17 protein-coding genes and 1 pseudogene are annotated in these 21,259 nt (G+C 64.7%); 7 read left to right on the top strand and 11 right to left on the bottom strand.

Going from position 1 to position 21,259, the window contains the following annotated elements; all coding sequences use genetic code 11:
* Window positions 1–47: 47 nt before the first annotated feature.
* On the bottom strand, window positions 48–896 hold the full coding sequence (locus ACSHT2_RS22025) for a caspase family protein (protein WP_440636501.1): 849 nt from the start codon (window positions 894–896) through the stop codon (window positions 48–50).
* Between the two features lie 420 nt (window positions 897–1,316).
* Here ACSHT2_RS22025 and ACSHT2_RS22020 point away from each other — a divergent pair, with 420 nt between their 5' ends.
* From ACSHT2_RS22020 to ACSHT2_RS22010, 3 genes are all read left to right on the top strand, one after another.
* Window positions 1,317–3,047 carry a hypothetical protein gene (locus ACSHT2_RS22020; RefSeq protein WP_440636500.1) on the top strand — a complete coding sequence of 577 codons (1,731 nt, stop codon included), beginning with the start codon at window positions 1,317–1,319 and terminating at the stop codon, window positions 3,045–3,047.
* 151 nt (window positions 3,048–3,198) lie between these two features.
* Entirely contained in the window at window positions 3,199–3,924 is a 726-nt protein-coding gene (locus ACSHT2_RS22015) for a thermonuclease family protein (protein ID WP_440636499.1), read from the top strand.
* A 184-nt stretch (window positions 3,925–4,108) separates the two neighbouring features.
* Complete coding sequence (locus ACSHT2_RS22010) at window positions 4,109–5,296, top strand: pyridoxal-phosphate-dependent aminotransferase family protein (protein ID WP_440636498.1); 1,188 nt, start codon at window positions 4,109–4,111, stop codon at window positions 5,294–5,296.
* A gap of 217 nt (window positions 5,297–5,513) precedes the next feature.
* On the opposite strand, the gene ACSHT2_RS22005 is transcribed toward ACSHT2_RS22010, so the two are convergent.
* Complete coding sequence (locus tag ACSHT2_RS22005; protein ID WP_440636497.1) at window positions 5,514–6,623, bottom strand: hypothetical protein; 1,110 nt, start codon at window positions 6,621–6,623, stop codon at window positions 5,514–5,516.
* Window positions 6,623–8,059: an MBOAT family O-acyltransferase gene (locus ACSHT2_RS22000; RefSeq protein ID WP_440636496.1), complete on the bottom strand. Its 1,437-nt coding sequence runs from the start codon at window positions 8,057–8,059 to the stop codon at window positions 6,623–6,625. The genes ACSHT2_RS22005 and ACSHT2_RS22000 overlap by 1 nt, the downstream gene beginning before the upstream one ends.
* Before the next feature lie 209 nt (window positions 8,060–8,268).
* Here ACSHT2_RS22000 and ACSHT2_RS21995 point away from each other — a divergent pair, with 209 nt between their 5' ends.
* Window positions 8,269–10,374, top strand: coding sequence for a S9 family peptidase (locus ACSHT2_RS21995; protein WP_440636494.1), 2,106 nt, complete (start codon window positions 8,269–8,271; stop codon window positions 10,372–10,374).
* A gap of 195 nt (window positions 10,375–10,569) precedes the next feature.
* Here ACSHT2_RS21995 and ACSHT2_RS21990 read toward each other — a convergent pair whose 3' ends face one another.
* Window positions 10,570–11,289, bottom strand: a complete 720-nt coding sequence (locus ACSHT2_RS21990) for a ribonuclease activity regulator RraA (RefSeq protein WP_440636493.1) — start codon at window positions 11,287–11,289, stop codon at window positions 10,570–10,572.
* Between the two features lie 111 nt (window positions 11,290–11,400).
* On the bottom strand, window positions 11,401–13,140 hold the full coding sequence (gene araD, locus ACSHT2_RS21985) for an L-arabinonate dehydratase (RefSeq protein WP_440636492.1): 1,740 nt from the start codon (window positions 13,138–13,140) through the stop codon (window positions 11,401–11,403).
* Between the two features lie 265 nt (window positions 13,141–13,405).
* Between araD and ACSHT2_RS21980 the strand changes: the two are divergent.
* Window positions 13,406–13,507, top strand: a pseudogene (locus tag ACSHT2_RS21980) (response regulator); the annotation flags it as partial.
* Window positions 13,508–13,580: 73 nt separating this feature from the next.
* The gene (locus ACSHT2_RS21975; RefSeq protein ID WP_440636491.1) at window positions 13,581–17,099 is read left to right on the top strand and encodes a PAS domain S-box protein; all 3,519 of its coding nucleotides are present in this window, start codon (window positions 13,581–13,583) and stop codon (window positions 17,097–17,099) included.
* A gap of 102 nt (window positions 17,100–17,201) precedes the next feature.
* Here the strand turns inward: ACSHT2_RS21975 and ACSHT2_RS21970 are convergent, their stop codons facing one another.
* Window positions 17,202–17,837 (bottom strand): response regulator transcription factor, encoded by a 636-nt coding sequence (locus ACSHT2_RS21970; RefSeq protein ID WP_061880295.1) that lies wholly within the window; start codon window positions 17,835–17,837, stop codon window positions 17,202–17,204.
* A 149-nt stretch (window positions 17,838–17,986) separates the two neighbouring features.
* Between ACSHT2_RS21970 and ACSHT2_RS21965 the strand changes: the two genes are divergently transcribed.
* A complete protein-coding gene (locus tag ACSHT2_RS21965; RefSeq protein ID WP_440636489.1) occupies window positions 17,987–18,289 on the top strand; it encodes a hypothetical protein in 303 nt (100 codons plus the stop codon).
* Between the two features lie 155 nt (window positions 18,290–18,444).
* On the opposite strand, the gene ACSHT2_RS21960 is transcribed toward ACSHT2_RS21965, so the two are convergent.
* The 5 genes from ACSHT2_RS21960 to ACSHT2_RS21940 form a co-directional block, all read right to left on the bottom strand.
* On the bottom strand, window positions 18,445–18,948 hold the full coding sequence (locus tag ACSHT2_RS21960) for a response regulator (RefSeq protein ID WP_124163971.1): 504 nt from the start codon (window positions 18,946–18,948) through the stop codon (window positions 18,445–18,447).
* Between the two features lie 141 nt (window positions 18,949–19,089).
* Window positions 19,090–19,407, bottom strand: coding sequence for a hypothetical protein (locus ACSHT2_RS21955; RefSeq protein ID WP_011083221.1), 318 nt, complete (start codon window positions 19,405–19,407; stop codon window positions 19,090–19,092).
* Window position 19,408: 1 nt separating this feature from the next.
* Window positions 19,409–20,287 carry a CheR family methyltransferase gene (locus tag ACSHT2_RS21950; protein ID WP_440636487.1) on the bottom strand — a complete coding sequence of 293 codons (879 nt, stop codon included), beginning with the start codon at window positions 20,285–20,287 and terminating at the stop codon, window positions 19,409–19,411.
* A gap of 60 nt (window positions 20,288–20,347) precedes the next feature.
* Complete coding sequence (locus ACSHT2_RS21945) at window positions 20,348–20,734, bottom strand: response regulator (protein ID WP_028181013.1); 387 nt, start codon at window positions 20,732–20,734, stop codon at window positions 20,348–20,350.
* Between the two features lie 32 nt (window positions 20,735–20,766).
* Window positions 20,767–21,240, bottom strand: a complete 474-nt coding sequence (locus ACSHT2_RS21940) for a chemotaxis protein CheW (RefSeq protein ID WP_440636486.1) — start codon at window positions 21,238–21,240, stop codon at window positions 20,767–20,769.
* Window positions 21,241–21,259 lie beyond the last annotated feature (19 nt).

Raw genomic sequence — 21,259 nt, 5'->3', positions numbered from 1 at the left:
CGCGCTGCGCGCGATCGACCCTCCCCCTCCAGGGGAGGGTGAGAAAACTAGCCGCCGGCTGCGCCGAACTGGACGTCTTCGAGCAGCGAGGAGGAAACGGTCGGGACCTGGTCGCCTTCGCTGGCGCGGGAGATGGCGAGGCGGGTCTTGTTGAAGACGCTCTCGGCGCTGCCCTGGTTGTTGAGGTTGTTGAGGAACTCGCTGACCAGCACGCTGTGCTCGCCCTTGCCGTCGTCGACGACCTTGCCCGGCGAGGCCGAGGACAGAATGAGGGCGTTGTCCGGCGCGCTGATCGGCGCGAGGCCGTGGCTGTAGGAGCGGAAGCGGCGCTCGTAGGGGTTCCGGCGGGAGGCGTCGACCACGACGAGCTTGGCCTTGGCGCCCTGCTCCTTCATCATCTCGAGCACGCCCTCGATGGAGACGCCATGGCGGCGGACGTCGCTTTCCTTCCAGATCACGGCATCGACCGGCAGCATGTAGCTCTCGCGGCCGGCCTGCACGCCGAAGCCGCCGAAGAATAGCATGACGACGCTGTCGTGCTTGATCCGGGATTTCAGGCGGTTGACGGCGCGGACCATATCGTCCTTGGTCGCGTCCTCCACCATGTCGACGTCAAAGCCGTTCTTGCGCAGCGACGAGGACAGCGCACGGGCGTCGTTGATCGACTGCGTCAGCGGCGCGCTGGCGTCGGGATAATGTCCATTGCCGATGACCAGCGCGAGGCGCGAGGTCTGGCCCGTCGAACCGGTGATCTGGTCGGTCGAGACCGCCTTGGCGGCGTCGATCGCGCGCATGTTGAGAGCAGCATGGGCGCCGATCACCAGCGACACCGTGCCGATGAGGGCTGCGGCGAGGGCGATCGTGCGTCTGGAAAGGTCGAGCTGCTTTACATTCATCTCGGTTCGTTTCCTGTGCCAAAGACCAGCCACGCGCGCGCACACTGTTTGAGTAGCGCGATAGCGTCTTTAGGTTTGAGGGATTGGCCGGGGGAGTGCCCCCGAATTGCGCGCAATTTGCGGCGCCGCACCAAACAATCCCTTAACCGCATATAGGCACTCGGGCAATAGATTGCTCGAAATTTGATATAAGTATCTGAATACGTTAGTTAATTCTCCGACCAAGATTGCTCCATTTTCGACTCCCCCGTAGCATTCCGGAGGCCGATCATGCAGGCCTCGTGCCGACTTTTTCTGTGACGTCTATCACATTTGTTTTTCCTGCGAATCCGGGTAGCCTTTTCAAAGACTTGCAGGGGGTGGTGTGCGGACGGCTGCGCGCTCGCCGACCCCGACGAGCCCCCCGCGACCAGGTATTTCATGAGCTTTCATTATTTTGCCGGCGCCGCCTGCCGGGCGCTGACGGCGCGGAAGGACGGCCCCTCGCTTTACGACGTCTGCGATCCCGTCTTGTCCGACGCGGCCAGCGGCGATCTGCATCTGGCCAAATTCTACAAGACCGCACTCGGCAATCCGGCGCTGCGGATCCTGCTTCGCCGCGCCGGCCTGCCCGAGCTGCGCGACGAGGCCAGGCTGACCCGACTGCGCGAGGCACTCGCCCACGCCCGCGACGAGGTCGAGCCCGACTGGGGAGCGGTCGGGCGGCCGATCGCCGATCTCGTCGACAGCATCGCGCTCGACCATCCCAAGCCGCCGCCGGCGCCGTTCAACGCCGCCATGCCGCAGAGCGCGCAGATCGACGGCGCGATCCGCGACTGCGCACAGCATCTGCTCGGCTCGTACCGCCGAAACGGTTTCCTGCCGACCTATGCCGCCTTCAACCTGATCGGCGATCCCGATTTCCGCGGACGCGAGCTGATCATGGCACTGACGGGCCTCAACGCGCGCGGCTACAAGAACTCCTCGCTGCTGTTCAACCTCGCCCGCGTCTTCATCGCGCGCTCGACGGCGCGCGCCGTGGTCAATCCGCCCTGGAAAGGCATTGCCGAGCCGATGTGGGAGCCGGTGCAGATCCGCCACCGCTCGGCCTATTACGATGCGTTCTTCATCGAGGCGCTGCTGAGCTATGTCGAGACCGGGCTCGCCTTGCCCGCCGACAAGATCGCGGCGGAGCGCGCGATCGCCGACATGGTCGATTTCTGTGTCAACATCAGCCGCGAGGAGGTCGAGGGCATCGACGGCGCACGGTTCAACGTCATCACCGCACTCGCGCCGGCGCCGCATCCGCGCTTCTCCCGCTTCTTCGCCCAGATCAAGCAGGATCTCGGCTTCGGCATCTACGTGCCGGATTGCGACACCACGGCGTGCTCGATCTCCGCGGCCACGCAGGCCGGCTGCACCGATCCGATCATCGACCAGCCATTGCTGGATTTCTACGCGGGCTACCAGGTGCGCGCCGGCGTCAACACGCCGCGCGTGACCGTGCCGCTCAACGACAATATCGACTACGAGGGCGGGGTCGCGACCTGGATCGACAATCTCGCGGGCGAGCGTCCCTACGGCAACGATCTCGATCCGACGCTCAATCTCGACATTCTCGAGGTCAGCTTTCGCAACCTGGCGCGCTGGAAGATTCTGGAGACGCCGGCGCGGCTCGCCACCGTGCATCGCATCATCGGCTTCCAGAAGCGTCTGGCGGCCAGCGGCGCCTTCGCCAATCCGCGCTCGCACATCTATTACCTGCCGGAGCTCTACAGCGCTTATTTCGGCCGCTGCTATGCCGCCTTCCTGGCGCTGCCGCTGGCGGCGCAGGCCGCGATCGATCCCGCCGGCGATTTCGATTTCATCCGCCACCGCGTGCTGTCCTACGTCAAGGGCGAGCTGATGGCTGCCGAGATGAACGTGTTCGACGCCGCGCTGGCACTGATCGCGCTCGGCCATCTCGGCGCCGACCCGCGTGCCTTTGCGCCGGCTTTGAACGTCATCATCGCAAGCTTGGGCGAAGGCGGCCGCCGCGGCCCGTTCCGCGCCTATGAATGGAACAAGATGAAGACGCCGACGCGGATCTTGGTGGGCGGGCCAGAGGTGACCTCGGCGTTCGTGCTGATGGGACTGGCCGTGGCGCGGAGGCGAATGGTGAATAGCGAATAGCGCTCGTCGCACTCCTACATTCCCTATTCGCAACTCGCCCGCCTCGATGACAGGAAGTTGAAAGCTCATCCATTAGGCAAACGCTGGCCGCGCAGCCAAAAGCCGACCACAATTGCAGGCTCTATCGAGATTTCCTCACACGCGGACCGGCATGTTGCGAAAGATCCTGATTGCGCTGCCTTTGCTCGCCCTCCCCTCCGTGGCCGAGGCCGCCGACATCACCGGCATCGCAAAAGTGCGCGCCGGCGATGCCGTCGTGATCGGGAATACGCGGATCCGTCTCGGCGGCATCGACGCGCCCGCGGTCGACCAGCTCTGCCTCAACACCAAGACCGAGCGCTGGACCTGCGGCATCGCCGCCCGCGACGAGCTTGCCAAATACGCCGACGGCAAAAGCTGGGCCTGCCACACGAGGTCTATCGACCGGCGCGGCCGCGCCGTGGCGCGCTGCGAGGTCGGCGGCGAGGACATCCAGAAATGGCTGGTGCGCAACGGCTGGGCCCTGGCCTACACCCGCATGTCCCACGACTATGCGGCAGATGAAAAGGCCGCGCGCGAGGCCAAGGCCGGGATGTGGCAAGGCGCCTTCATCGCGCCCTGGGACTGGCGCGTCCGCAACAAGAAGACCGCCATCCTCGGCGCCACCAAGCCGCCCGACGGGGCGCATGCCGTGCTGCTCGCCTCGGCCTCGGGGCCGGTCGCACCCTCGCCGGACTGCACCATCAAGGGCAATGTGAACAGCGCCGGCGAGTGCATCTATCACCGGCCGACCAGCCGCTGGTACACCCAGATCAGGATGAAGATCAGCAAGGGCACCCGCTGGTTCTGCTCGGTCGAGGAAGCGGAGGCGGCAGGCTGTCGCGAGACGAAGCGCTAGAGCATGGTCCGGACCGAAGGCCGCGTCGGCGCAAAGTGTGAAGCGGCTGTCCGACAAGACCATGCTCAAAGCAAAAGGCCACCCCAGACCTGCATTTTACGTGCTTTCCTTGAGGTTCAGCGGCGCGTAGAAGTGTGATTCAGCAACCCACAAGTCTGTCCTCGAGCAACAAGGACCAACAGCAATGACCGTTCGCGCGGGCCGGGAATTTCTGGCCATCCCCGGGCCCACCACGATGCCTGACGAGGTGCTGCAGGCGATGCATCGTCCGGCGATCGACATCTACTCCAAGGAGATGCTCGATCTGACCGAGAGCCTGCTCAGCGACATCTCGAAGCTGTTTGCGACCAAGGGCAAGTCCTACATCTACATCGCCAACGGTCACGGCGCCTGGGAAGCGGCGCTGAGCAACGTGCTGTCGCGCGGCGACAAGGTGCTGGTGCTGGAGAGCGGACGCTTCGCGATCGGCTGGGGCAACGCGGCGGCCATGATGGGCGCCGAGGTCGAGGTGCTCAAGGGCGACTGGCGCCGCGCGGTGCGGCCGCACGAGGTCGAGGAGCGCCTGCGCCGCGACAAGGAGCACCTGATCAAGGCCGTCGTCGTGGTCCAGGTCGACACCGCCTCGGGCGTGCAGAACGACATCGAGGCGATCGGCAAGGCGATCAAGGCCAGCGGCCATCCCGCACTGTACATGGTCGACACCGTCGCCTCGCTCGGCTGCATGCCGTTCGAGATGGACAAATGGGGCATCGACGTCGCGATGTCCGGCTCGCAGAAGGGCCTGATGACGCCGCCCGGCCTTGGCTTCGTCGCCGCCAATGCGCGCGCGCTCGAGGTGCACAAGAAGGCGAACATGTCGACGCCCTATTGGAGCTGGAGCGAGCGCGAAGGCACCGAGAACTATCGCAAGTATGCCGGCACCGCGCCGGTGCATCTGTTGTTCGCGCTGCGCCGGGCGATCGACCTGTTGCATGAGGAAGGCCTGGAGAACGCCTTCCGCCGCCACAGCCTGCTCGGCGAAGCCGCGCGCCGCGCGGTCTCTGCATGGTCGGAAGGCCAGGTGCTCGGCTTCAACGTGGCCGAGGCCAGCGAGCGGTCCAACACCGTGACCACCGTGACCATGAGCAACGGCCACGATCCCGCAGTGCTGCAACGCTATTGCAAGGAGAAGTGCGGCGTCGTGCTCGGCACCGGCATCGGCGACCTCTCGGGGCAAGCCTTCCGCATCGCCCACATGGGCCATGTGAATGCGCCGATGCTGCTCGGAACGCTCGGGGTGATCGAGATCGGCCTGAACGCGCTGAAGATCCCGCACGGCAAGGGCGGGCTGGAAGCCGCGGTGGCGTATCTGGGCGAAGAGGTGGCGGCGTAGGCGCCGCCACAAACTCCGCTGTCGTCCCGGACAAGCGTAGCTCTGGCAACGCGCAGCGTTGTCAGGGCGGAGCGCTGATCCGGGACCCAGCCACAGGAAGTGGTTTGACGAAGACTCGGAGTTTCCAGCTCGCGCGACAACCTGTCCCTGGGGTGATGGGTCCCGGATCTGCGCGCGCTTGAGGCGCGCTTGTCCGGGACGACAGCGGAGTGTTTGGCTACGGCTGCGGCACGCGATAGGCCTCAACCTGCGCCTTGAGCTCATTCAACGAAGCAAGCGGCGCCTTCGGGTCGACGCGGTACTCCCCGCTCGCCAACCACCTCAGCACCTTCGCATCGATCCCCGGCGAATGGTGGATGACGTCGCTGTAATTATCGAGATCGTGCGTGACCGGCTTGATCGCGCGGAAATCATGCAGGCGCACGTTCGGCAACTGCGTCAGGCGCTGCGCAATAGCCGCCGTCAGATCGGTGACGATCTTCAGCGTCTCGGGCGAGGCATCGCGCATGGCGACGAATTGCAGGATCGCATAGGGCGGGAAGTAGATATCGAAGGTCACGTCCGGATGGCGCGCGATCAGGCCGACGGCGTCGTGCTCGAAATGCCTGGCCATGGCATCGAAACCGTAGCCTTCGCCGAGGAAGCCGCTGCGAACGGGATCGGTGATGTAGGCGAAGGCGGCAAGCGTCTTCGTCGCGTTGTAGGAACGCGCAGCATCGAAATCCCTCGGCAGCGCGTAGATGTCGTCGACATCCGGCAGCGCAAACTTGACGGGCAGATAGGGCGCCGCCCGGGTCAGCGGCTCCCGCAGCGGCGGGATCGACCGCAGCAATGTGAACAGGGATTCCTTCGCCATCGCCGCGCTGAACAGATAGGACGCGATGCCCTTGGCCGTTCCGCGATAGAGGTCGACGGAGAGATAGGGATCTGCCTCGATGTCGGCGGCATCGACGAAGATGAAGTCGTCCATCTCCCAGATCACCCGCCTTGCGCCGCGGTCGATCGCCTGCGCCAGCACGAAGGCCTGCTGGCGCGAATTGGAGCCGGTCATCGCCAGCTTGAGCGAATGGACGCCGAGCACGCGATCGATCTCGCTCTGGCGGAAATGGATCGCGAGCGAGGTGCCCATGAAGGCGGTGTCGAACGACTGGCTGCGGATCAGCCCGGCATTCTGCACGCGGGTGTCGTCGGAGTAGAAGGCCGCCATGAGACGCGAGGGGCGAAACAGCTGCAGGGGATCGACGACGAAGGTCAGCGCAGCCGCGGACAGCGCGCACACGACGCTCGCGAGGAGAAGACGTCTCACATTGGTGAACGGTGTGCGCATCAGAACCGGAAATAGATGAATTCGCTGTGGCTCTGGATGCCCAAAATGCCGAACGCGAGCGCCAGCGATGCGCCATAGAGGAACAGCGGTCGCCTGCGCCCTGCCAGCAAGGCCTCGCCGACCCTGCGGTTGCCGTGATCGTAACCCATGATCGCCTGAGTGTTCGGCGTCAGCCACACCAGCGCCGCGTAGACCGACACCAGCACCAGCGCCGCAATCTCCTCGCGGCCAAAGACGATGTCAGCGGGATCGGCCATGGCGCGGAGGATCCGCAGCGCCCACGCGACGCTCTCGGCGCGGAAGAACACCCAGGCGACGACGACGGCAAGAAACGTCAGAACCGCTCCGACGATGCGGGCCGGGCGCGCCAGCGACGACGGGATATCCGGCACCAGCACGTTGAAGGCATGATTGAGGCAGAGATAGGCGCCGTGCAGCGCGCCCCACACCACGAACGTCCAGGCAGCGCCGTGCCAGAGCCCGCCGAGCAGCATCGTGATCATCAGGTTCGCATAGCGCAGCACGCGACCTCTGCGGTTGCCGCCGAGCGGGATGTAGAGATAGTCGCGCAGGAATTGCGACAGCGTCATGTGCCAGCGCCGCCAGAACTCGACGATGCTGGTCGCCTTGTAGGGCGAGTTGAAATTGACCGGCAGGAAGATGCCGAACATCAGCGAGATGCCGATCGCCATGTCGGAATAGCCGGAGAAGTCGAAATAGAGCTGGAAAGTGTAGGCGAGCGCGCCAAGCCAAGCCTGGTCGAAGCTCGGCGAGCGTGCGTCGAAGGCGAGCGCGACCAGCGGCTGGATGCCGTCGGCGAGGCAGGTTTTCTTGAACAGGCCGATGGCGAAGACGATGAGTCCGCACAGGATCAGATGCGCGTCCGGATGCTTCGATTCCTCCCGCTCGAATTGCGGGATCATGTCCTTGTGGTGGAGGATCGGCCCCGCGATCAGATGCGGGAAGTAGGTCACGAACAGCGCGTAATGCGGCAACGCATAGGCCGCGACCTGCCCGCGATAGGCATCGACCAGGAACGCGATCTGGGTGAACGTATAGAAGGAGATGCCGACCGGCAGCAGGATGTGGACCGCAACGTGCGTGCCGAGCAGCGCGTTGATGTTCTCAGCAGCAAAGCCGGCATATTTGAAGATGCCGAGCACGAGGAGATCGCCGACGACGCCGAAAGCGAGCGCTGCCCGGCGCCGTGACGGCGTGAGCTCCGCCACGATGAGCAGATGGCCGACACCGTAGTTGAACGCGATCGATATCAGCAGCAGGGCCACGAACTGCCAGTTGCCGATGGCGTAGAAGGCCAGCGAAGCCAGCGCCAGCCAGATCACCGGGGCCAGATTGCTGCGCCGGCCGAGCCGGAAGTAGCCGGCCAGCACAACCGGCAGGAACAGCAGGATGAACGGATAGGAATTGAACAGCATCTGGCTGGACCGACGGCGGGATATCGTCCCTAAAGCATACAAGGAGCCGGTCAACAACCCGGCGGCCTGGCGCAGTCCTTCGCCAGCTACGCTGGCAATTCGCGGAATCGGGACGATATAAGGGGACGCGGCGAGCCGCTTTCTCCCCCTCTCCCCGCTTGCGGGGAGAGGGGGGAAGAGCAGCGACGTCGGACACGAATGAGGATCGAGTGACACAAGCCAAGACGCCTTCCCAGCCTCCCGTCGCCCCGCGCCAGCCGCATTCCTTCACGCGGCACGGCATCACCGTGACCGACGACTATGCCTGGCTGAAGGACGAGAAATGGCAGGAGGTGCTGCGTAACCCCGCGGTGCTCGACCCTGATATCCGCAAATATCTGGACGAAGAGAACGCCTACACCGAGAGCCTGCTCGGCCACACAGCTAGCCTGCAGAAGACGCTGGTGCGCGAGATGCGCGGGCGGATCAAGGAGGACGATTCGAGCGTGCCGTCGCCCGACGGCCCCTTCGCCTATTTCCGCCGATTTCGCGAGGGCGGGCAGCACGAGCTGTTCGGCCGCATGCCGCGCGATGGCGGCGAGGGCCACATCGTGCTCGACGGCGACGCGCTCGCCAAGAACCATGAATATTTCAAGTTCGGCGGCAGCCGCCACTCCCACGATCACAAGCTGCAGGCCTGGAGCGCGGACACCAAGGGCTCGGAATATTTTTCCGTCCGCGTGCGCGACTGGGCAACCGGGGCTGATCTCGACGACCTCGTCGAGGAGACCGATGGCGGCGTGGTCTGGGCCGCGGACTGCAAGAGCTTCTTCTATGTGAAGCTCGACGACAATCACCGTCCGATGCAGGTCTGGCGACACAGGCTCGGCACCAGGCAGGCCGACGACACGCTGGTCTACGAAGAGCAGGATGCCGGCTGGTTCACCCATCTGCACGAGAGCACCAGCGGCCGCTTCTGCGTGATCGCAGGCGGCGACCACGAGACCTCGGAGCAGCGGCTGATCGATCTCGCCAATCCCGAGGCGCCGCCGCGCCTGGTCGCGGCGCGCGAGGAGGGCGTGCAATATTCCCTCGCCGACCGCGGCGACGAGCTCTTCATTCTCACCAATGCCGACGACGCCATCGACTTCAAGATCGTCACGGCGCCGCTTAGCCAGCCCGAGCGCAAGAACTGGCGCGACCTGATCCCGTATCGCCCGGGCATCTACATCATCGACCTCGATCTCTACGCCGGCCATCTGGTGCGGCTGGAGCGCGCCAACGCGCTGCCGTCGATCGTGATCCGCGACCTCGCGACGAAGGAAGAGCACGCCATTGCCTTCGACGAGGCCGCCTATTCGCTCGACACGATGGGCTCCTACGAATTCGAGACGACGAATTTGCGCTTTGCCTATTCGTCGATGACGACGCCGTCGGAAGTCTATGACTACGACATGGCCCGGCGCACGCGCACCCTGCGCAAGCGCCAGGAGATTCCGTCCGGCCACGATGCCGCCGACTACGTCACCACGCGCATCATGGCGAAGGCGCATGACGGCGCCGAGGTGCCGGTCTCGATCCTATATCGCCGCGGGCTCAAGCTCGACGGCGCGGCGCCGCTCCTGTTGTACGGTTACGGCTCCTACGGCATGGCGATGCCGGCCTCGTTCAACGCCAACCGCCTGTCGCTGGTCGATCGCGGTTTCGTCTACGCCATCGCCCATATCCGCGGCGGCGCCGACAAGGGCTGGGGCTGGTATCTCGACGGCAAGCGCGAGAAGAAGACGAATTCGTTCGACGATTTCGCCGCCAGCGCCCGGGCCCTGATCGATGCAAGATACACCAGCGCCAGGCGCATCGTCGGCCATGGCGGCTCGGCCGGCGGCATGCTGATGGGCGCGGTCGCCAACCGCGCCGGCGAATTGTTCGCCGGCATCGTCGCCGAAGTGCCGTTCGTCGACGTGCTCAACACCATGCTCGACGACACCCTGCCGCTGACGCCGCCGGAATGGCCGGAATGGGGCAACCCGATCGAGAGCGAGAAGGACTTTCGCACCATCCTGTCCTACTCGCCTTACGACAACGTCGCGGCGAAGGTGTATCCGGCGATCCTGGCGATGGGCGGCCTGACCGATCCGCGCGTCACCTATTGGGAGCCTGCCAAATGGATCGCGCGCCTGCGCGCCACCATGACGGGCGGCGGCCCGGTCCTGCTCCGCACCAACATGGGCGCAGGCCACGGCGGCGCGTCGGGACGATTCGACCGGCTCGACGAAGTCGCGATCGTGTACGCGTTTGCGCTGTGGGCAGCCGGAATGGCGGAGGCCGGGGTGTAGCGACACCCACGGCTGTCGTCCCTGCGAAGGCAGGAACCCATACCGCGTGATTTATCGAGGGAGTGCGAGAGCAGTACCGGCGAAGAACTGTTACTGCTGGTCTTCGCCAAACCACGCCCTGGGGGATGGGTCCCGGATCTGCGCTTCGCTTGTCCGGGACGACATCGGAGAATGTCGTGCATTCTTCGGGCCGCATTACCTCCCGTTCTTCTTCCGCCATTCCGCAAAATCGGTGAGCGTCTGCGGATCCGTGGCGGGATAGAGGCCGAAGATGGCGCGGCCTTTGCCGACTTCCTCGGTGACGAAGTCCTCGAACGCTGTCATTTCGAAGGTCTCGCTCGCGATCTCGTCCGCGAGATGCGCCGGGATCACGATGACGCCGTCGGCATCGCCCAGGATGACGTCGCCGGGAAATACCGGGGCATCGCCGCAGCCGATCGGGACGTTGATCTCGATCGCCTGGTGCAGCGTGAGGTTGGTCGGTGCCGAGGGGCGATGGTGGAAGGCGGGGAAGCCGAGCCTGGTGATCTCGGCGGAATCGCGAAAGCCGCCGTCGGTGACGACGCCGGCGACGCCGCGTTTCATCAATCGCGTCACCAGGATCGCGCCGGCAGAGGCCGCGCGGGCGTCCTTGCGGCTGTCCATCACCAGGACGCTGCCTGCCGGGCAATCCTCGACCGCCTTGCGCTGCGGATGCGAACGGTCCTTGAAGACGTCGATCGTGTTGAGATCCTCGCGCGCCGGCATGTAGCGCAGCGTGAAGGCTTCGCCGACCATGGTCGGCTGATCGGGACTTAAGGGGTGCACATCCTGGATCATCTGGATGCGCAGGCCGCGCTTGAACAGGGCGGTGGCGACCGTGGCAGTGGAGACGGATTTGAGCTTGTTGCGGGTGGCGTCACTGAGTTTGGTCATCAGGTTCTCTCTCGTCATTCCGGGGCGCGCGCAGCGCGAACCCGGAATCCATCGGGCCGCACGTACGGCGGTGAAATGGGTTCCGGGTTCGCTTCGCGCCCCGGAACGACGTCAGTAGATCGACGGCTCCCCGATCGGCGCGCCGAAATCGGTCTCGAGGAAATCGAAGTCGCAGCCGTCGTTGGCCTGCTTGATGTGCCTGGTGAACATCCAGCCATAGCCGCGCTCGAAGCGGCGCTCGGGCTGCTTCCAGGCGGCGCGGCGCTCGTCGAGCTCGGCTTCGGGAACGTCGAGATCGATGGTGCGCGCGGCGACGTCGAGCGTGATGCGGTCGCCATTCTGCACCAGCGCCAGCGGACCGCCGATATAGGATTCCGGCGAAACGTGAAGGATGCAGGCGCCATAGCTGGTGCCGCTCATGCGCGCATCCGAGATGCGCACCATGTCGCGCACGCCCTCTTTCACGAGCTTGGTCGGAATCGGCAGCATGCCCCATTCCGGCATGCCCGGCCCGCCCTGCGGCCCCGCATTGCGCAGGATCAGGATGTGATCCTCGGTGACGTCCAGATCGGGATCGTCGACCGCCTTCTTCATCGAGGGATAATCGTCGAACACCAGCGCCGGTCCCGTATGCTTGAGGAAGCGCGGCGCGCAGGCGCTCGGCTTGATGACGCAGCCGTCGGGCGCGAGATTGCCCTTGAGCACGGCGAGCGCGCCTTCCTTGTAGATGGGATTGTCGATCCCGCGGATCACGTCGGCGTTGTGGACCTCGGCGCCCTCGATGTTCTCGCCCAGCGTCTTTCCGGTGACGGTGATGCAGTCGAGATGCAGATGGGGCTTGATCTGGCTCATCAGCGCCGGCAGGCCGCCGGCATAGAAGAAGTCCTCCATCAGATAGGTATCGCCGCTTGGACGGACATTGGCGATGACGGGCACCTTCCGGCTCGCGGTCTCGAAATCGTCGAGGCCAATGTCCTGACCGGCGCGGCGGGCCTGCGCGATCAGATGGATGATCGCATTGGTGGAGCAGCCCATCGCCATGGCGACCGCGATCGCGTTCTCGAAGGCTTTGCGGGTCTGGATCACCTTCGGCGTCAGGTCCTCCCACACCATCTCGACGATGCGGCGGCCGCATTCGGAGGCCATGCGGATATGGTTGGCATCCGCCGCGGGAATCGAGGAGGCGCCCGGCAGCGTCATGCCGATCGCCTCGGCAATCGCGGTCATGGTCGAGGCCGTGCCCATGGTCATGCAGGTGCCGTAGCTGCGGGCGATGCCGGCTTCGATATCGAGCCAGTCCTTGTCGGAGATCTTGCCGGCGCGGCGCTCGTCCCAATATTTCCAGCCGTCCGAGCCGGAGCCGAGCGTCTTGCCCTTCCAGTTGCCGCGCAGCATGGGACCTGCCGGCAGATAGATCGCCGGGATATTCATCGAGGTGGCGCCCAGCAGGAGCGCCGGCGTGGTCTTGTCGCAGCCGCCCATCAGCACCACGCCGTCGACGGGATGGCTGCGCAGCAATTCCTCTGCGTCCATCGCCAGCAGATTGCGGTAGAGCATCGTGGTGGGTTTCAGCAGCGCTTCCGACAGCGACAGCGCCGGCAGCTCCAGCGGCAGGCCACCGGCCATCAGGATACCGCGCTTGACGTCGTCGACTCGCGACTTGAAGTGCATGTGACAGGGCTGCGCGTCCGACCAGGTGTTGAGGATCGCGATGATCGGGCGGTCCTTCCACTCCTCGGGGGCATAGCCCATCTGCATGGCGCGGGAGCGGTGGCCGAACGAGCGCAGATCGTCGGGCGCGAACCAGCGCGCGCTGCGGAGCTGGTCGGGCGTCTTCTTCTTGTCGGTCATTTTATTCCTTGTCCGTCCGAAGGATTCGCCCTGCTCTTCTCACAGGCCATCCATACCCGGCAAGGCGCTGGGCAGACCGGAGGCGAACCCCTGCTATGCACTCAGTCGTGCATATTCGGGGGTGCAGCGCAATAAACCGGCGCCTCAGGCCGGAGGGGCTCCGAAGTGCTTGCCGGCAGACGAGAATCCGCGCAACAATTTCATGTTTTTGATGGCTTTGATTTGGTCGCCGGGGACTTCCCCACTGACCCGGAGGATTTCAGACGTGCCCAGCATCCTGATCGTGGGGAACGATCCGGCCGTAGAGATCACCATCCGGCTGCTGCTGGAACGGGCTGGTCATCACGTGACGGCCGCCGGCGATGGCTACAGATGACCAGGACACCTCCTCTGCTCCGAGCCGGAACAGGCGCCATACGGCAAGTCCGGCGAAAATCCCCATGAGACTCGCAACGACGCTGGCAACGCGGCTGGCCATCGCGATGATCCTGCTGGTGGCGGTGACCGTGGCCGCAGTCGGATGGCTGGGCTATCGCAACACCACACAGGCCGTCATTCCGCGGGTCCTGGAGCGGGTTGAAGCCCAGTCACGCCTGCTCGCGACCAATCTCGAATCCTACGTTGCCGGAGTGCGCGGCGATCTGATCGGGTATCGCGCCGCAGCGGCAATCCATGGCCTCATCCGCGCTCATACCGGTGGAGGAATCGACCCCATTGATAGCGTCTCGGAGCAGACCTGGCGCGAGCGTATCGCGACGCGGCTCGCGGCCGAGATCGATGCCAAGCCCATCTATGGGCAGTTTCGGATCATCGGCGTCGATAACGACCAGCGCGAACTGGTCCGTGTCGATCGCTCCGGACCGCGCGGAACGGCACGGATCGCCCCGGACGGCGAACTGGAGCGCAAGGGCGACCGAACCTACTTCCAGGAAACGATGCGGCTCGGGCCCGGCGAGATTTACGTGTCCCCCATCGATCTCGCGACCCGGCACGGGGGAACGACGGCCGCTCACGCTCCGACTTTGCGGGTCGCGACGCCGCTGTTCACATCCGATGGCAAGCCATTCGGCATCATCGTCGCCAATGTCGACATGCGCCCGGCACTCGACCGCCTCCGCTCCACCGCGACCTCAGGAGGAGAGATCTACGTCGTGAATTCGCGCGGCGACTATCTCATCCATCCCGATCGCACGCGGGAATTCGGCGCATTGCGTGACCGTCCCAACGACTGGCGCAAGGACTTTCCATATTTCGCCGCCCTGGCCGGCACGCTGGAGGTATCTACGCGGCTCATGACGGATGGATCGGGCCTGCCGAGCGGTGCGGCCATCGCGCCGGCGCTGCTCGTGGGCAAGGAATGGGTCGCAATCATCGAGACGATTCCGGCGCCTGTGTTCGGCCTCGTGCCAGGGGCCATCCAGAAAACCTCCTTGCTCGTCGGTCTACTGGCCATCCTCGCAGCGGCCTCACTCGCAGTGCTGCTGGCGCGTTCGCTGACACGCCCGATCGGGCGCCTGACCGCGGCGGTGCAGGCCATCGGCAGCGGACGTCCAACGGAGATTCCCGTCGATGCCGGCGGCGAGACCGGCGTGCTGGCGCGCGCTTTTGCCCGGATGGTCGAGGAGACGCGTGCGAAAACGGCCGCTCTCGAACGCGAGATCGAGGAGCATCGCCGCACCGAGGCTGCGCGAAGCCATCACGCGGCGCGAGAGAGGCTGTTCAGCGCCGCGGTGGAATCGTCCGACGATGCGATCGTGATGCAGACGCTCGATGCGGTCATCACGGGCTGGAATCCGGCCGCCGAACGTCTCTATGGCTATTCGGCGGATGAGGCGATCGGCAAGCCCACGTCGATCATTGTCCCGCCCGACCGTCGCGCGCACGGCAAGGACTATCTGCAGCGGATCGCGCGGGGCGAGCCGATCGAACGGTTCGAAACCGTGCGCCTGCGCAAGGATGGCACGCCGGTCGAAATCTCGCTGAGCCTCTCGCCGATCAGGGGTCCATCCGGCGAGATCGTCGGCGTCTCCGGGAGCGCGAGCAGCCTGACCGAGGCGCGGCGCGCCGAGCGGGCGCTGCAGCACCAGCTCGAGGAGCGGCGACAGATCTTCGAGACATCGCAGGACCTGATCATGATCATGGATGCGCGGGGCCATATCGCGCAGATCAGCCCGAGCAGCGAAGCCATTCTCGGCTACCGGCCGGACGAGATGATCGGCCGCAGCGGCGCCGATTTCATTCATCCCGATCATCTGGAGCAGTCGCGCGCCGAGATGCGCGCCTTGCGGCACGGCGAGCGTCCAAAGCTCGCCGACACCCGCTGCTTCCACAAGAACGGCCACGAGGTCTGGCTGTCCTGGCTCGGCAACTGGTCCGAGCCGGCGCATCGATTTTTCTTCGTCGGTCGCGACATGACAGAAGCACGGCTCGCGCAGGAATCGCTGCGCGAGAGTGAACGGCTCGCCCGCAACATCGTCGAGACCTCGCTCGACGCCTTCGTCCAGACCGACGAGACCAGCAGCATCCTGAGCTGGAATTCGCAGGCCGAACAGCTCTTCGGCTGGCGCCGTGACGAGGTGCTCGGCAAGAGCACGATCGATTTGATCGTCGCCGAGAGCGAGCGTGAGAGGGTCAGGGCGGGACTGCGGCGTTTCCTCGAGGATGAGGACGGCAGGACGCTGAACCGCCGCCTCGAGCTCATGTGCCGCCGCCGCGACGGCAGGGAATTCAGGGCCGAGCTGAGCGTCACCGCCCTGAAGCGCCGCGAGGGCCTGTTGTTCAACGTGTTCTGCCGCGACCTCACCGACAAGGTCGCCGCCGAGGAACGCATCCGTCACGCCGAGAAAATGGAGGCTGTCGGCCAGCTTACCGGCGGCGTGGCGCATGACTTCAACAACATTCTCACCGTCATCACCGGGACGATCGAGATTCTCGCGGAGGCGGTCGCGAAGGAGCCGCAGCTCGCGGCCATCACGAAGATGATCGACGAGGCCGCCGCGCGCGGCGCCGATCTGACCCAGCACCTGCTCGCCTTCGCACGCAAGCAGCCGCTCCAGCCGCGCGAGATCGACATCAACTCGCTGGTCGTCGACACCGCGAAACTGTTGCGGCCGACGCTGGGCGAGCAGATCCAGATCGAATCGGTGTTCGAGGACGAGAATTGCGTCGCGATCGTCGATCCCAACCAGCTCACCACCGCGATCCTCAACCTCGCGCTCAATGCTCGCGACGCCATGCTTGGCGGCGGCAAGCTGATCCTGGAGACCGGCGCCGCCTATCTCGACGAGATCTATGCCAGTGCGAACGATGTGCCCCCGGGGCATTACGTGCTGATCGCCGTGAGCGACACCGGCACCGGCATCCCCGCGAACATGTTGACCAGGGTGTTCGACCCCTTCTTCACCTCGAAGGGACCGGGCAAGGGCACCGGACTCGGGCTTTCGATGGTCTACGGCTTCATCAAGCAGTCCGCAGGTCACATCAAGATCTACAGCGAGGAGGGCCACGGCACCACGATCAAGATGTACCTGCCGCCCGGGAAGACGGCGGCAGCGGTCGGCGAGAGCGTGACGCCGGCGACGATCGAGGGCGGACACGAGACGATCCTCGTGGTCGAGGACGACCGGCTGGTGCGGAACTACGTGCTGGCGCAACTGCATTCGCTGGGTTACGTCACCTTGCAGGCTGCGAACGCCGCGGAGGCGCTCGCGATCGTCGCCAGCGGAAAGCCGTTCGACCTTCTGTTCACCGACGTCATCATGCCCGGCAAGATGAACGGACGGCAGCTCGCCGACGAACTGATGAAGACGCGCCCGGATCTGAAGGTGGTCTACACGTCAGGCTATACCGAGAATGCGATCATCCATCACGGCCGGCTGGATTCGGGTGTTCTCCTGCTGGCAAAGCCCTATCGCAAATCGGACCTGGCGCGGATCATCCGCATGGCGCTGGGCGGGTGATGCCCCTGTAGCCCCGATGAGCGAAACAACATCCGGGACTCTGCGACAGCGCTCCCGGGTATCGCTGCGCTCACCCGGGCTACGAAAATTCGCCCGAGCGTCCTACGACGCGCGCTGGGCTGCGGTCATCACGATGCGGATCAGATCGGCGGCATTGCGCGCGCCGAGCTTCTTCATGATGTTGGCGCGATGGTCCTCGATCGTGCGCGGGCTGATCCCGAGGGTGCGGCCGGCTTCCTTGTTGGATGCACCGGAGGCGAACTGCTCCAGCACCTCGCGCTCCCTGCGCGTCAACGGCTCGCGTCCGGGGAAATGCAGCGAGCCGAACTTCGGCGCGGCATTCTGCGCCTGCCTGCGTGCATAGGCGCCGATCGCCTCGTCGAGCCGGCCGACGATCTCGCTGCCGCGGAACGGTTTCTCGATGAAGTCGAGGGCGCCGCTCTTGATCGCGCCCACCGCCATCGCGATGTCGCCCTGACCGGAGATCATGAAGATCGGCGCCGGATAGTCCTCGCCGTGCAACTCCTTCAGGATGTCGAGACCCGACTTTCCGGGAATATGCACGTCGAGCAAAATCGCAGCCGGTGTGCGGCTTCGCGCGACGGAGAGCAATGCTGCACCGTCCGCAAAACAGATCACGTCATAGCCCGCCGCCTTCAACACCATGGACAAGGTGTCGCGAACGGCAGGGTCGTCGTCCACTACGAAGATTTCACCGCGAGAGCTTTGTTCGGCCATGTGCCACATCCGGTTGGCATGAAGGACTCGCGTCCGCGCCAACCCTTATGGCGCTCGGCGCGGATTCGGCCCACCCGTATTTGTACGGGACATGGACTTAACGCACAAGTAGCGGCAAGGTGCCTAATTGCGGGATACGGAGAATATCCATGCTAAATTTCGCTGGCAAAGCCCCGCTTGTCACGACGTGTACAACTGACAGCCATCAGTTGATCGCAACCGATCTTCGCTCTCTGATCGCGCGCATCGACATCAGTCTGCGCCTGATCGACGCAGTCATGGCGGAGGAAGACGCGGGAGGGCACGTGAGCGTTGTCGCGGGTTCCAATGAGATTGTCGTGCTCGACGACGTCACGCCGCGCTACGCCACGGCGAGCGCCGCACTCATTGCCTGCCGGACGGTGCTCGACCACACCCTGCAACAATTGTCGGAGTCCGGCAGTCCGGCCTAAGCCGCAAGCAGCGCGGCGGAGCCGCCGCAGCCGCTTGCATGGCAGCTCCGCGCGTTAAAGCGCGATGCGATCAGGATGAATCGTCATCGCGCTTTAGGCTGTTGTTTAAGCATGGTCTTTTCGGAAAACCGCTGCGCACTTCTCCGGATCATGCTTTAGGCGCGGTGCCGTTCCACAATCGCGTCGTTGACGACACCACCCCAGGTGTGGATCGCAGGCAGACCCATCGCGATCTTGCCGAGATTGGCGAGGCTGATGCGCAGTGCCGCGAGATCGAGCGGCTTCGGCAGGCTCTGCAGCTCGATCCCGACGGAACGGGCAAAGCTGCGGGCGGCGCTGCGGCGTCTGCCGTCCATGCCGCTGATGACGATCACGGAGCCCGCAAATTTCGCGCTCGCCATCTCGCGCAGCACGTCGATGCCGTCGCCATCCTCCAGCACGAGATCGAGCGTCACGCAGTCGAAGCGCGCGGTGCGGAGCTTCTCGATCGCGTCCGTCACGGACGGCGCCACGGTGACTTCGTGGCCGGCCTGCCTGGCGGCGACCGTGATCAGATGGCGCTGCGTGGCGTCGTCGTCGACCACCAGGAGCTGGAGCGGACGCCGCTCGGCGACGTCGGGCAGGTTTGATGGGATGGGGGAGAGAGAACTTCTGGGCATTGCCGTATCCTGAGATTGAGACCGTCAATGGATACACGGCCCGCGCTTAGGCGATGTAAAGCTGCTGCGGCCAATTGATTCGAATGTGTTCAGCAAATGTGAAGCAACGTGCCGGGAACAGTGGCGACAGCTGCGGCCAGATCACGCCGCGGCGTCGTGGCCGCCGGCCGCACCGCGCTTCTTCCTGTTCTTGCCGCGCAGGAACTGGATGTCCATTTCGGCGCCGTTGACGCGGACCAGCTCGCAGCGGCGGTAGGCGAGGCCCGTTGACGACAACAGCAGGAAGAACTCTTTCAGATTCAATCCCTGGATCGAGCCTTCCACCGTGAGGATGGCGTCGGTGTCGGAGATTGCGTTGAGCTTGCAGTCCCGCCGCCAGGTGCCGTCGATGGCCATGATGCAGACATCATAGCCGCGGCTGAACGTCACGCGCTCCGCGCCCTTGCCATCCTCGGCCATGTTATTGTCCCGCCATCGCCACCATGCGCGGCGTCGCTGCGGCGAGAACCGGCCTGGCTGCTGCCGCACGCGGATCGTTCGGCTTGTAGAGGCCGCGCCGCTCCGGAATCGGCCTGAACGTATCGGTCAGTCCGACCACGGTTTCGGCGGCGCCCAGCACCAGGAAGCCGTCCGGCTCGATCTGGCGTGCCAGCCGGTTGAAGATGTTGATCTTGGTGTCCTGGTCGAAATAGATCAGCACGTTGCGGCAGAAGATGACGTCGAAGGTGCCGAGCTGGGCAAAATCGTGCAGCAGGTTGAGCTGGCGATGCTGAATCATCGCCCGCAATTCGGGATTGATCTGCCAGGTCTCGCCGGTCTGCTTGAAATATTTGACCAGCATCTGGATCGGCAGGCCGCGCTGCACCTCGAACTGGCTGTAGACGCCGGCCCTGGCCTTCTCCAACACCTCTTGCGACAGGTCGGTCGCGATGATTTCGATGCGCCAGCCGGTGAGGGCCGCGCCCATCTCCTTCAGGCACATCGCCAGCGAATAAGGCTCCTGCCCGGTCGAGCCGGCGGCGCACCAGATCCGCACGCTGCGGCGGCCGGCCCGCGCCTTGATGATCTCGGGCATGATGTGGTCGCGGAAATGATCGAACGGGACCTTGTCGCGGAAGAAGAAGGTCTCGTTGGTGGTCATCGCCTCGACCACGTCGGTGATCAGCGCGCGCGAGCCGGCTTGCAGCTTCTGCACCAGTTCGGCGATGCCGGAGAAGCCGGCCTTGCGGGCGAGCGGCAGCAGGCGGCTTTCGATCAGATATTGCTTGTCTGCGGACAGGTCGAGACCGGAATTGTCCTTCAGGAACTTACGCAGATACTCATACTCGGTCGGGGTCACGGATGGCCTCTCGGAAGCTGTACTGGAACACTCTGGCCCGAACACTCGGGTCAGACACACTCAGACCATGGCTTGTCCGACCGGGATCAAACCAACTTCAGCGAACTTGTCGGCGATAATGTCTTTGTCGAAAGGCTTCATGATGTACTCGTTGGCGCCGCCGCTGAGCGCCTGGGCGATATGAGCCACGTTATTCTCGGTGGTGCAGAACACCACCTTGGGCTGGTCGCCGCCGGGCAGGCGGCGCATGTGGCCCATGAACTCGAATCCGTCCATGACGGGCATGTTCCAGTCGAGCAGCACCGCATCGGGCAGCTGCCGCTGACAGATTTCGAGCGCCTTCGCGCCGTCCTCGGCCTCGGTAACTTCGAATTCCAGACCTTCCAGGATCCGCCGCGCGATCTTGCGCACCACGCTGGAATCATCGACCACCAAACACGTCTTCATTTTGGTTCTCCGGCTTCGATGGTTTCGTCGGTTCAGGCAGCCATTTGCGTTTTGGTTTCGAGCTCGAGGACGCGATCGATGTCGAGGACGACCATGAGCTGACCGTCGAGGCGGTGGACGCCGCCGGCGAGCTTGGCCATGCGGGGGTCGAGGTTGACCGGGTTCTCTTCCTTGCCGTCCTCGGACAGGCGCAGCACCTCGCCGATCTGGTCGATCAGCAGGCCATAGGATTCGCCGCGCAGGTCGACGCCGACCGCCATCGGCACCTTGCCGTCCTCGGCCCTGGGCAGGCCGAGACGGGCGCGCATGTCGACCACGGTGACGATGCGGCCGCGCAGGTTCAGGACGCCCGCGATCTCGCGCGAGGACAAGGGAACGCGGGTGACGCGCTCGGGCATGAACACGTCCTGGACGCGGGAGATCGGCAGGCCGAACAGCTGGCCGCCGATCATCGCGGTGACGTATTCGACCATGGTGCCTTCGCTTGCTTGCGTCTTGCTGGTCATCGCTTGTCTCCTGATCCTG

The organism is Bradyrhizobium sp. PUT101 (genome assembly GCF_052043945.1).
Lineage (GTDB): Bacteria > Pseudomonadota > Alphaproteobacteria > Rhizobiales > Xanthobacteraceae > Bradyrhizobium.
This window is presented reverse-complemented; position numbering and strand designations above follow the sequence as displayed.